Below are 13176 nucleotides of genomic sequence, written 5' to 3'. Positions count from 1 at the left end.
GGCGGGCCTTTCTGCGTTATCCTGTGCCGCCTTACTGCGGAATCTCACCTTGCAAGCCTTCGACATAGAAGTTCATGCCGGCCAGTGTACCGTCGTCTGCAGTCTCGCCTTCGGCCAGCCAGTCACTACCGTCCTGCTTTTTCAGCGGTCCGGTGAAGGGGTGGTATTCACCCGCGGCCATGGCCGCTTTCAGCGCCAGTGCCTCTTCTTTGACGTCAGCGGGAACCGCGTCCGAGATTTCGCCGATTGCAACCATGCCTTCGCGGATGCCATCCCATGTATTGGCGCTTTCCCATGTGCCATCCATGACGGCCTGAGTCCGTGCAATATAGTAAGGCGCCCAGTCATCGATGATCGACGAGACGCGCGGGTACGGAGCGTATTCGCTCATGTCCGAGGCCTGGCCGAAAGTGATGACGTTGCCCGCCTCTTGCGCAGCTGCTTGCGGTGCGGTCGAGTCGGTGTGCTGCAGGATCACGTCCGCGCCCTGTTCGATCAGAACAGTGGCGGCATCTGCTTCTTTCGCCGGATCGAACCAAGTGTAGGCCCAGATGATCTTGAACTCGACATCCGGGTTGACCTTCTTGGCGTGGATATAGGCCGAGTTGATTCCGCGGACCACTTCGGGGATCGGATAGGACCCGATATAGCCAACAATGTTCGACTTGGTCATCTTGCCCGCGATATGGCCCTGTACCGCACGACCTTCATAGAAACGTGCCGAATAAACCGAAACGTTGTCGGCTGTTTTATAGCCGGTCGCGTGTTCGAACTTCACGTTCGGGAATTTCTTGGCCACGTTGATGGTCGGATCCATGTATCCGAACGAGGTGGTAAAGATCAGGTCTGCACCTTCCAGCGCCATCTGGGTCATCACCCGCTCTGCATCCGGGCCTTCGGGCACGGATTCAACAAACACGGTTTCGACCTTGTCGCCGAACTCTTCTTCAACCGCCAGACGGCCCTTGTTATGTTCATAGGTCCAGCCGCCGTCGCCCACCGGGCCGACAAATACAAAGCCGACCTTGGTTTTGTCTTCGGCTATGGCAGTAGTTGCCAAACCCAGCGCCATGGCAGCGCTTGCCAGAAATGTAGTAATTTTCATGTGTTACTCCCCAAGTTGGTTCAGTTGTCCCCGTCTAATGCGAGGCATGGAATATCCGGCCGAGTGAGGCAGGTGCGCTGCTTTTGTCGGCGGAAAGGATCACAAGCACAAGGATCGTGATGATGTAGGGCGACATTGCCAGATACTCGACCGGGATGGCAACGCCCGCTGCCTGCAAATTCAGCTGCAACACGGTGATACCGCCGAACAAATAGGCACCCAGCAGGGCGCGCCATGGCTTCCAACTGGCGAAGACGACCAAGGCCAGGGCGATCCAGCCGACACCGGCTGTCATGCCCTCGGTCCACTGTGGCACCCGGATCAAGCTGATATAAGCCCCACCCAGCCCGGCACAGGCACCGCCGAACAGGATCGCCATGATGCGGATCTTGATCACCTTATAGCCAAGCGCATGCGCCGCATCGTGGTTTTCACCTACCGCGCGCAGGATCAGTCCGACGCGAGTGTATTTAAGCGTAGCCCAGACGGCCGCTGTCAAAGCGATGCCGACATAAAGGATCGGGTCATGCTGAAACAGGATCGGGCCAATCACCGGAATATCGCTGATCACCGGGATATGGATATCGCCCATGCTGGGGGGTTTGACCCCCACATAGCTTTGACCGAGCAGGGCGCTGAACCCTAAACCAAACAGAGTCAGCGCCAGGCCGCTGGCAACCTGATTGGCCAGCGCCACCTGCGTCAGCAGCACAAACAGCAGGGACAGTACTGCACCGCCTATGGCCGCGGCGACAAAGCCCAGCCAGGGCGACCCAGTCTCGACCGAGATCGCAAAACCGCTGATCGCGCCAACGATCATCATGCCCTCTACGCCAAGGTTCAGAACTCCTGCTTTTTCGACGACCAATTCACCGATCGCGGCCAGAAGCAGGGGAGTTGCAGCCACCATCAGTGACGCGACCAGAAGTACGGGATTAATCTCACCTAGGTCCATGATTACGCCACCTCGCTACGGGCCGCACGGATGCGGTAGTTGGTCAAAAGGTCGAAGGCCAGCAGGAAGAACAGCAGCATCCCCTGGAATACTTGAATAGCCGCGGCAGGAAGACCCATTTGGGACTGCGCAATTTCACCACCGATATAGGTCAACGCCATTAGACCACCGGCTAGCAGGATGCCCACCGGATGCAGTCGACCCAGAAAGGCCACGATGATCGCGGTAAAGCCATAGCCGACGTTAAAGTCGATGCTGACAACACCCGAGGGGCCCGAGACTTCGAACATCCCCGCCAGCCCGGCCAGTGCGCCTGACAGGCCAAGACAGAACAGGATCAGTCGTGCTGGGTTTACCCCGGCGAATTTGGCTGCGCGCGGGGCCTCACCCGTCAGGCGGATGTGAAAGCCCAGCATGTGCCGGTTCAGCAGGATATAGGAAAAGATCACGGCTATCAGTGCGGTCACAACGCCCCAATGCATCCCCGATCCTGCGATCAGCTCGGCATTATGCGCACTCTCATAGGATTGCAGATTGCGTGAACCCGGAAAACCGAACCCTTCGGGGTTTTTCAGTAGTCCCAGCGAGACCGAGGCCATCATCTGTTCAGCCACATATACCAGCATCAGCGAGACCAGAATTTCATTGGTGCCAAAGCGCACCTTCAGAAAGGCCGGAATAGAGGCCCAGAGCCAACCGCCAAGCGCACCTGCCATCACCATGATCGGAAAGACATACCAGGCATCCAGCGGGTAAAAGGCCAGCCCGGCCCCCGCACCAAAGATGGCGCCCATGATATACTGACCCTCGGCGCCGATGTTCCAGATACCGGCGCGGAAGCCTAACGACAGGCCAATCGCAATCAGCACCAACGGCGCGCCCTTCACCAGCAGCTGCGGGCGGTAATAAAAGGCGAATTCACCGAACAGAGGCTCCCAGAAAATGGTGCCGATGGCCTGAACCGGGTTTTTACCCAGGACGGCAAACAATATGCCGCCAAACAGCATCGTCGCCAATACCGCCACAAGCGGGGTCGCATAAGACCACGCCTTGGACGGCTGTGGCCGTTTCTCCAATACAATCATCTGCTCACACCCCCGTCGTCATATTTTGTTTTGCATCAGACATGGGCTACCTCCATGCCATGTGCACCGCCCATCATCAGGCCGATCTCATCCACGGTCAGACCCGTGGTTGTGCGTGGCGCGCTGAGCCTGCCTTCGTTCAGGGCGGCAAAGCTGTCCGAGATTTCCATCAATTCGTCCAGATCCTGGCTGATGCAGACCACCGCCGTGCCCTTGGCGGCAAGGTCCAGAATGGCCTGTCGGATCGACGCAGCGGCAGCGGCGTCCACCCCCCATGTGGGTTGGTTCACGACCAGTACATCGGGGTTCTGCAACACTTCGCGTCCGATCACGAATTTCTGTAGGTTGCCGCCTGACAATGACCGGGCCGCATTCTCGGGCCCTGGCGTGCGCACATCAAAGGCGCTGATGATCTTTTCAGCAAAGCTTTTGGTATCTGCCCATTTCAAGAACCCGTTGCTTTCCAACCCTTCGCGGACCGATCCGGTCAGCAGGGCGTTTTCGGTCAGGCTCATGTCTGGGGCGGCTGCATGTCCCAACCGCTCTTCGGGGGCGGTCAGTACGCCCAGCTTGCGCCGTGCGGTTGGGCCCAGTTTGCCAATCGGCTGGCCATCGAACTTGATCGCATCGGCAGCTGTCTGGATTTCGCCAGACAGGACACCCAGCAGTTCGTCCTGTCCGTTGCCGGCAACACCGCCAATTCCCAGCACTTCGCCTTTGCGAACTGTCATGTGGACATTCTTCAGCGCGGTGCCGAATTCAGACGGTGAGGGCACGGAAAGCCCGCTGACATCCAGCGCGACCTCGCCGAACTCGCGGCCTCCGCGCTCAGGTGTTTGCAGGGTTGAACCGACCATCAACTCGGCCATCTCCCGGGCCGAGGTTTCAGACGGAACGCATTCGCCCACATTCTTGCCCAAACGCAAGATCGTAGCGTGGTCGCATAGGGTGCGGATTTCTTCAAGCTTGTGCGAGATATACAGGATCGATGTGCCTTCAGACCGCAATTTATTCAGCGTTTCGAAAAGGATATCGACTTCTTGCGGAGTCAGAACACTGGTTGGTTCGTCCATGATCAAAAGCTTTGGATCCTGCAGAAGGCAGCGAATGATCTCAACCCGTTGGCGTTCCCCCGCAGACAGGTCGCCGACTGTACGAAAGGGGTCCAGCGGTAGGCCGTAGGTTTCCGAAACTTCCCGAATGCGCGAGGCCAGGTCGCCCATTGGCGGCGGGTTCTCCATCCCCAATGCGATGTTCTCGGCCACGTTCAGCGCGTCGAACAGCGAAAAATGCTGAAATACCATCGCGATTCCGTCAGCACGCGCGGCGCGCGGCTCGGGCGGAGCAAAGGGTTGGCCACGCAACAGCATGGTGCCGCTGTCGGGCTTCACCAAGCCATAGATCATTTTGACCAGCGTGGATTTTCCCGCGCCGTTTTCGCCCAACAGGGCATGAACTTCGCCCTCACCGATGTCAAAGGACACCTGATCATTGGCCACGACGCCGGGATAGGCTTTGGTCAGTCCTTGCAAACTTAGCAGTGGAGTGGTCACGCGCTCAGATCCTTCTTCAAATTGTTTTGCCCGATCGGGCGCAGCAGTTGTGATGCGACGCCCACGGCAATCATCTGCGGGTGCTTGCCCAGGCCCGGGTCGCCAATCGGGCAGGTGATCCGGCTGATCCGCTCGGGCGAGTGCCCCAGCGCTGCCAGCCGAGACCGGAACCGCGCCCATTTCGTAGCCGAGCCGATCAGCCCCGCAAAGCGGAAATCGTGCGAAAGCAGACGGTTGCACAATTCCAAGTCCAGATTGTGTGAATAAGTCAGCACCAGATGTTCAGCATCACGCGGCGCATGCCGAACCAGTTCCGCTGGTTTCGCGGCAGGGACGGCGGTGACTCCGTTCGGTACGGTTTCTGGAAACCGCTTGGATCCTGTATCGACCCAAGTGATTGCGAGATCGGGCAGCGGTGACAGGACATCCACCAGGGCGCGACCGACGTGACCCGCGCCCCAGACCCACAGTGCACGCGCTGGTTTGTGGACCGGCTCGACCATCCAGCCTTCGATCAGCTGTGCCTCTGGTGCAATCCCCTGTCCGCGGGCTTCGGTCAACAGGCGTTTGACCGACAGTGGCATGTCCTGGTTCGATGTTGGGCGCGCGATGATGCTGTCGTCCAGATCGTTGATGTTGTTGCGGTCATAGACCTCGCTTAGCAAGGAAACAGCGCCACCGCAGCACTGGCCCATGTCGGGGCCAAGCGCGTGATGGGTCAGGCGCGATTGGGCGGTTTGTATCCGCGCCGCTTCGGCTGCCTGAAACTCAAGTGTGCCGCCACCGATCGTGCCGGATTGCCCGTCCTGCCAGACCAGCATTGCGGCACCAACCTCGCGTGGGGACGAGCCCTTGATCCCGGCGATGACTACCCGGATCACGCGCCCATGGGTTTTGACCGCCTCCCTCAAAGTCTCAAGGTCAAATCCCATCAGTCGTCCCCCTTCATCCTTTGGACACCATGCCAGACTTCTTCTGCCGTGGCGGGGGCATCCAATGCGGGGTAGCCGTTTCCGCAGGCCGCCACCGCATTCGACAGTGCCAGCCAGGCGGATATCCCAAGCATGAATGGAGGTTCGCCTACTGCTTTCGAGCGATAGATCGTGTCCTCACGGTTTTCAGCCTCCCAAAGCGCAACGTTGAAGATGTCGGGGCGGTCGGAACAAGCCGGGATCTTGTAGGTCGATGGCGCATGGGTGCGCAGATTGCCTGTGCCATCCCAGACGAGTTCTTCGGTCGTCAACCAACCCGCGCCCTGCACATAGCCACCTTCGACCTGACCGATATCCAGCGCAGGGTTCAGCGACGCGCCCGCGTCATGCAGGATATCCGTGCGCAAGATGCGGTTCTCACCGGTTAGTGTGTCCACGGCAACTTCGGTGATCGAGGCGCCATAGGCGAAGTAGAAAAACGGACGACCTTGGCCTTTGATCCGGTCCCATTCGATCTTGGGTGTCTTATAGAAGCCGGTGGCCGAAAGGCTGATGCGGCCCTGATAGGTCAGCGCAGCCGCTTCGGCAAAGGTATAGCGTTCCTCACCAACCGATACATGACCATCCCCGAAGGTGACAGCCGACGGGTCGGCCTGATGTCGCTCGGCCAGATACTCTGCCATCCGGTCGCGGATCGTGTCACAGGCGGCTTTCACCGCCATACCGTTGAGATCGCTTCCCGAGGATGCCGCCGTTGCCGAGGTGTTCGGCACTTTGGCCGTGTCTGTGGCGGTGATCTTCACCATCTCTAGCGGAATACCAAAGCGTGAGGCGGCAACCTGGGCCACTTTTTGAAACAGGCCCTGGCCCATCTCGGTACCGCCATGGTTCAGGTGCACGGACCCGTCCTGATACACATGCACCAGCGCGCCGGCCTGATTCAGATGGGTCAGGGTGAAGGAAATGCCGAACTTGACCGGAGAGAAGGCGATGCCCTTTTTGATCACGCTGTTCTCGGCATTCCATTTCTGAATTGCTGCCTTGCGCGCGGCATAGTCGCTGGAATTCAACAAGGCTTCGGTCATGCCGTGAAGTTCGAAATCTTCGACTTCCATGCCATAAGGGGTGGTGTTTGGCGTATCGCCGCCACTGCGATCAGGGGCATGGTCATCGGTACCCGCCGGGGCAGCGTAATAGTTCCTGCGGCGCAGCTCGACCGGGTCCAGACCCAACTCATGCGCGGCGTGGTCCATGACGCGTTCGATTCCAACCATACCCTGAGGGCCTCCAAACCCCCGATAGGCGGTGGCAGATTGGGTGTTGGTTTTCAGCCGGTGACTTTCGATCCGCGCATTGGGCAGCAGATACGCATTGTCGGAATGCAGCATCGCCCGGTCCGCGACGGGCAGCGACAGGTCTTGTGCCCATCCGCATATGGCGTGGTGCAGAAAGGATACCCCCTGAATATGCCCGTCCTGATCGAACCCGGCCCTATAGCCAATGCGAAAGGCATGCCGCTTACCGGTGATGATCATGTCGTCATCGCGGTCATAGCGCATCTTGCAGGCTGTGCCGGTTGCCCGCGCAGCCACTGCGCAGGAAACAGCCAGAGCGTTGCCCTGGCTTTCCTTGCCCCCGAACCCGCCGCCCATGCGCCGGGTTTCAACGCGCACAGCATGCATGGGAACACCCAGAGCCTCTGCCACTTTGTGCTGAATCTCAGTCGGGTGCTGGGTCGAGCTATGGACCAGCATATCAGCACCCTCATTCGGCACCGCCAGTGCGGCTTGACCTTCCAGATAGAAATGCTCTTGCCCGCCAAGCTCAAAACTGCCTTCGATCACATGCGCCGCGCCTGCGATGGCGGCGTCTGCATCACCTTTGGTGTAGATGCGCGGGCCGTCCTCGAACCGACTGTCGGCGGCCAGCGCCTCTTCAATCGTCAGAATTGGCGTTTCTTCAGCATAGTCGATCTTGCCCAGTCGTGCAGCTTTGCGCGCGGCCAGATGGCTGGTGGCGACAACCAGAAATACGGGCTGCCCGATATAGTGGACAGAGCCGTCCGACAACAAAGGTTCATCGTGAATGGACGGTGAGACATCATTCGCAAAGGGCAGGTCTTCGGCGGTCATCACCATGACGACACCGTCGGCGGCCTTGACTGCAGACAGGTCAATCGCGGCGATTGTGCCCTTGGCGATGGGGCTGAGACCAAAGGCCAGATGCAACGTGCCTTTTGGTGTTGGGATATCGTCCACATAGCGGGCCGAACCGGAGACATGCAGCGGCGCGGCGTCATGAGGCAGTGGTTTTGTCACGCTCATGCCGACACCTCCAGCACATTGGTTGCCTGGCCCTGATCTTCAAGGAAATAACGCTCCAGCATCGCTTTCGCCGTCTCAAGGCGGTAATGAGCCGAGGCGCGCATATCTGACATTGGCGCGTAATCCTCGGCAAACATCGTCAGAGCGGATTGAACGGTAGCAGCCGTCCATGGCTTGCCGGTCAACGAAGCTTCGACTTGAGTGGCGCGTTTCGGAACGCCCGCCATGCCGCCAAATGCGATGCGCGCCTGAGTGACGGTACCTTCTGCAACGGTAATGTTGAAACACCCACAAACGGCCGAAATATCCTGATCAAACCGTTTGCTGAGCTTGTAGCATTTCAACCGATCCGCCTGGCGCGGGAAGCTTACGGCTTCGACGAATTCTCCGGGTACGCGATCCTGTTTTCCATAGTCGATGAAGAACTTTTCCAAGGGCAGCGTTCGCCTTGTGTCGCCTTTGCGCAGGTGCAGGCTGGCGCCCAGGGCAATCAGTGCAGGCGGGTTGTCACCGATTGGTGACCCATTGGCGATATTACCGCCTACGGTTGCGGCGTGCCGCACCTGTACGCTGGCATAGCGGCGGATCATTTCAGCATAAGAGGGGTGCAGATCCCCCAGCGCTTCGCCCATGCGGTTCATATCGACCATGGCACCAAGGCGAATTTCATTGTCAGTAACCGTGATCTGTTTCAGATCATCGCAACCGTTCATGAAGATTACTGTTTTCAGGTTGCGCAACTGTTTGGTGACCCAAAGGCCTACATCGGTCGCGCCAGCGACCAGGGTGGCCTCTGGGTGTTCGGCATAAATGGCGGCAAGCTCGTCCGAGGACCGCGGCAGCATAGGAGACGCGGCGGGTGCTGCGTCAGGCTTGTCCTTGACCCAGACGGGAACAGGGTGCTTTTCGACGGCTTTGGCGGCACGGATAATCGGCGCATAGCCCGTGCATCGGCACAGGTTCCCGGCCAGCTGTGTGTCGTGATCGGTTGCACCATTCGCATGCCCGGCCACCATCGACATTACAAAGCCGGGGGTGCAAAAGCCACATTGCGACCCGTGCAGATCAACCATTGCCTGCTGTACCGGGTGGGCCTTCCCGTCCGGGCTGCTGGCGCCTTCGACGGTGCGCACCGCTTTGCCGTGGAGCTGAGGCAGGAACAGAATGCAGGAGTTCAGAGCTTTGGCTCCTCCCTGATCCGTCACCATGACAGTGCAGGCACCGCAATCACCTTCGTTGCAGCCTTCTTTGGTGCCGGTCAGAGAGCGATCCTCGCGCAGCCAATCCAACAAGGTGACTGTCGGATCGACATTCGCCAACTCCACTGTCTCTCCGTTCAGAAGAAACGTGATATCCATTCGTGAAACCCGTCGCGTTACCGAATTGCGCCTCTGAATGCTCTCCTTCGATGCGACGTAGAAAGAGTGCGGGCGGATAGCTTGCCACTAGATGTTAGAAACAGCGCAGCCAATCTGGCAAGAAAAACCGCGCTTCTGATGTATCATTTCATTGGTCCGATCCTTGTGTTTCATGTGGTTTCGATGTTCATCACATTGAAAATAAAAGGTTTTGTAGCATGTTTCACCCTCAGAGTCCGAAGCACCTTATGGATTTCCCGAACAATCAGCGCCTGTTTTTTTGGCAATCCGAACCTAAGGTTCAGGCTTTTGTACCATCACTGGCTGCGATAGCGTGGGCGGCATGAGCAGCACTCCACGATTCATCCACCTCCGCGTTCACACCGAATATTCCCTGCTGGAAGGCGCCGTGCGGCTGAAAAAGCTGCCTGGTCTGTGTGAAAAGCTTGAGATGCCCGCCGTCGCCGTCACGGACACCAACAGCATGTTCTCTGCGCTGGAGTTTTCGGTCACCGCCAGCGGGGCGGGTGTTCAGCCGATCATGGGGTGCCAGGTCGACCTGACCTACCTGCAGGCGCAACCGGGCGAGAAAGCGAAAGCCCCCGCGCCGCTGGTGCTGCTGGCGCAGTCAGAGGTCGGGTATGAAAACCTAATGAAGCTCAGCTCTTGCCTGTATGTGGACAAGGGCGGGCAGTTGCCGCAGGTGACATTGGATGAACTGACAGAGCGCTCGGATGGTCTGATCTGCCTGTCTGGCGGCCCCGACGGACCGGTGGGTCGCTTGTTGCAGCAAGGGCAGCGCCCAGCGGCCGAGGTCTTGGTGGATCGCCTTGCAACCATGTTCCCGGATCGTCTGTATGTCGAATTACAGCGCCATCCAGGCGAGGGTGGTCAGCCCGAGGCCGAACGTCTGACCGAGCGCGGCCATGTTGAAATGGCCTATGCCAAGAACCTTCCGCTGGTGGCTACCAACGATGTCTACTTCCCGACCACGGACATGTACGAAGCGCATGATGCGTTGATCTGTATTGCCGAGGGCGCTTATGTCGATCAGCAGGATGGCCGCCGCCGTCTGACCGCACAGCATTATTTCAAGTCGCAGCAGGAAATGGCGACCCTGTTCGCCGATCTGCCCGAAGCAATCGAAAACACGGTCGAGATCGCCAGGCGCTGTGCGTTCATGGCCTATCGCCGCGATCCGATCCTGCCGAAATTCGCCGATGACGAGGTGGCCGAGCTGCGCCGCATCGCCAATGAAGGTCTGCAGAAACGTCTGGCCGTGATCCCGCATGCGGTAACCCCTGAAGAGTATCAGAAGCGGCTGGATTTCGAACTGGACATCATCGAGGGCATGGGGTTTCCCGGTTATTTCCTGATCGTTGCCGATTTCATCCAATGGTCAAAGGATCAGGACATCCCGGTTGGGCCGGGGCGGGGCTCGGGCGCGGGGTCGCTGGTGGCCTATGCGCTGACGATCACCGACCTTGATCCGTTGCGTTATTCGCTGCTGTTCGAACGTTTCCTGAACCCTGAACGGGTATCGATGCCTGACTTCGATATCGACTTCTGCATGGACCGCCGCGAAGAGGTGATCCGCTACGTGCAGCAGAAATATGGGCGCGACAAGGTTGGGCAGATCATAACTTTTGGCGCGCTGCTGTCGAAGGCCGCCGTGCGTGACATCGGGCGGGTTTTGCAGATGCCATACGGGCAGGTGGATCGCCTGTCCAAGATGATCCCGGTCGAAGGGGTGAAACCCGTCTCGATTGAAAAGGCGCTTAAAGACGAACCGCGTCTGCGTGAAGAGGCGCGTAATGAAGAGGTTGTGGACCGTCTGCTGACTTATGGCCAGCAGGTCGAGGGGCTGTTGCGAAACGCGTCGACCCACGCGGCTGGTGTGGTGATTGGCGACCGTCCGCTGGATGCGCTGGTGCCGCTGTATCAGGATCCGCGTTCCGACATGCCTGCGACCCAGTTCAACATGAAATGGGTAGAACAGGCCGGGCTGGTCAAGTTCGACTTTCTGGGTCTGAAGACACTGACCGTGATCCAGAATGCGATGGATCTGATCTTCAAATCCGGGCGCGACCTGCACATCGCTGCTGACGGAACCGAGCTGTACGAAGCCGCCGAGGGGGCGGCGAACCAGATTAACGCCATCCCGCTGGATGATGAAGCGACTTACAAACTCTACTCAGCGGCCAAGACCGTAGCGGTGTTCCAGGTGGAATCCTCGGGCATGATGGATGCGCTCAAGCGGATGAAACCGGATTGTATCGAGGATATCATCGCCCTCGTCGCGCTATACCGTCCGGGCCCGATGGAGAACATCCCCAAGTTCTGCGAGGTCAAGAACAAGCTGAGCGAACGGGACACGCTGCACCCTTCCATCGACCATATCCTTGACGAAACCCAAGGCATTATCGTCTACCAGGAACAGGTTATGCAGATCGCTCAGGAAATGGCGGGCTATAGCCTTGGCGGAGCGGATTTGCTGCGCCGCGCGATGGGTAAGAAAATTCAGGAGGCGATGGACGCAGAGCGGCCTAAGTTCCTCAAAGGCGCTGCTGAGAATGACGTGGACGAGGCTAAGGCGACCGAGGTCTGGAACCTGTTGGATAAATTCGCCAACTATGGCTTCAACAAATCCCACGCTGCCGCCTATGCCGTGGTCAGCTATCAGACCGGCTGGTTGAAGGCGAACCACCCGGTCGAGTTCATGGCCGGGGTCATGAACTGCGATATCCATCTGACTGACAAGCTGGCGGTTTACTTCGAGGAAGTCCGCAAAGGGTTGGAACTGCCTTACATACCGCCCTGCGTGAACCGCTCGCAATCCACGTTTGACGTGGTGGATCAGCATCTGGTTTACGCGCTGGGCGCGTTGAAAAACGTCGGCGTTGAGGCGATGAATTTGGTAGTAGAAGGACGTGCAGGCAAACCGTTCGTCAACCTCTTCGACTTTGCCCGCCGCGTTGATCTGAAGAAGGTCGGCAAGCGGCCCTTGGAAATGCTGGCGCGTGCTGGCGCGTTTGATGAACTCGACAAGAACCGCCGCCGCGTCTTCGAAAGCCTTGATCCGCTGGTGCAATATTCAGCTGCGATCCACGATCAGAAGAACTCGAACCAGGTATCGCTGTTCGGCGAGGCGGGCGACGACCTGCCCGAGCCACGCCTTTCGCCGACGCCGGACTGGTTGCCTGCCGAGCGTTTGAGCGAAGAGTTCAAGGCCATCGGATTTTACCTGTCCGGCCACCCGCTGGATGATTATATGCCTGCCCTAAAACGCAAGCAGGTACTGACACTGGATGAGGTGATGGAAAAGGCACGCTCGGGTCCGCTGATCGCCAAGATGGCCGGTGTAGTGGCTGGGCGGCAGGAACGGAAATCTGCGCGCGGAAACCGGTTTGCCTTTGCCCAACTTTCTGACCCTACAGGTGCCTATGAGGTCACACTGTTTTCCGAAACGCTGGAGAAATCCCGTGAGTTTCTGGAAACCGGTGCACAGGTGGTGCTGACCGCCGAAGCAACGATGGAGGCCGATCAACTCAAACTGCTAGGCCGGTCCGTCGGGCGGGTAGATGCGGTCGTGGCCGAGGCAGGGGCGACCGGGCTGCGCATTTTTGTTGATCAGTCGCAGGTTCTGCCCACAGTTGCCAAAGTTCTGGAAGATGCCGCTGGCGCAGCCAAGGGGGCTGCGAAAGGGCCTATCCATCTGTGCCTGCTTGATCCTGGCCTGCCGGGAGATGTCGAGATGGACCTTGGCCAGGAATTCCCGATCAACCCGCAGATCAAAGGGGCGATCAAGTCGCTGGACGGCGTGATGTCGGTCGAGGAAATCTGACCGCCCCTGAAAAGTTGCCT

Annotated in this window: 8 protein-coding genes; 1 reads left to right on the top strand and 7 read right to left on the bottom strand. The window is 58.7% G+C overall.

Annotated features, from left to right (window positions below; all coding sequences use genetic code 11):
* Nucleotides 1–31 precede the first annotated feature (31 nt).
* From AC2FFB_RS19290 to xdhA, 7 genes are read right to left on the bottom strand one after another with little or no spacing between them, the layout of a single operon-like run.
* A complete protein-coding gene (locus tag AC2FFB_RS19290) occupies nt 32–1105 on the bottom strand; it encodes a BMP family ABC transporter substrate-binding protein (protein ID WP_271952554.1) in 1074 nt (357 codons plus the stop codon).
* A gap of 34 nt (nt 1106–1139) precedes the next feature.
* Entirely contained in the window at nt 1140–2060 is a 921-nt protein-coding gene (locus tag AC2FFB_RS19285; protein WP_142638949.1) for an ABC transporter permease, read from the bottom strand.
* Between the two features lie 2 nt (nt 2061–2062).
* Nucleotides 2063–3145: an ABC transporter permease gene (locus AC2FFB_RS19280; protein ID WP_142638948.1), complete on the bottom strand. Its 1083-nt coding sequence runs from the start codon at nt 3143–3145 to the stop codon at nt 2063–2065.
* A 35-nt stretch (nt 3146–3180) separates the two neighbouring features.
* Complete coding sequence (locus tag AC2FFB_RS19275; RefSeq protein WP_142638946.1) at nt 3181–4698, bottom strand: ABC transporter ATP-binding protein; 1518 nt, start codon at nt 4696–4698, stop codon at nt 3181–3183.
* Nucleotides 4695–5630: a xanthine dehydrogenase accessory protein XdhC gene (xdhC, locus tag AC2FFB_RS19270; protein WP_271952550.1), complete on the bottom strand. Its 936-nt coding sequence runs from the start codon at nt 5628–5630 to the stop codon at nt 4695–4697. The genes AC2FFB_RS19275 and xdhC overlap by 4 nt, the downstream gene beginning before the upstream one ends.
* Nucleotides 5630–7954, bottom strand: coding sequence for a xanthine dehydrogenase molybdopterin binding subunit (gene xdhB, locus AC2FFB_RS19265; protein ID WP_496694448.1), 2325 nt, complete (start codon nt 7952–7954; stop codon nt 5630–5632). Before xdhB ends, xdhC begins: the two co-directional genes overlap by 1 nt.
* On the bottom strand, nt 7951–9312 hold the full coding sequence (gene xdhA, locus AC2FFB_RS19260) for a xanthine dehydrogenase small subunit (protein WP_496694447.1): 1362 nt from the start codon (nt 9310–9312) through the stop codon (nt 7951–7953). The genes xdhB and xdhA overlap by 4 nt, the downstream gene beginning before the upstream one ends.
* A gap of 343 nt (nt 9313–9655) precedes the next feature.
* Between xdhA and dnaE the strand changes: the two genes are divergently transcribed.
* Nucleotides 9656–13156 (top strand): DNA polymerase III subunit alpha, encoded by a 3501-nt coding sequence (dnaE, locus tag AC2FFB_RS19255; RefSeq protein ID WP_496694446.1) that lies wholly within the window; start codon nt 9656–9658, stop codon nt 13154–13156.
* Nucleotides 13157–13176 lie beyond the last annotated feature (20 nt).

The sequence above is a fragment of the Ruegeria sp. YTSA219 genome (assembly GCF_059609985.1).
Note: the sequence above shows the minus strand (reverse complement) of the source record. Positions and strands in the feature narration are given on the sequence as shown.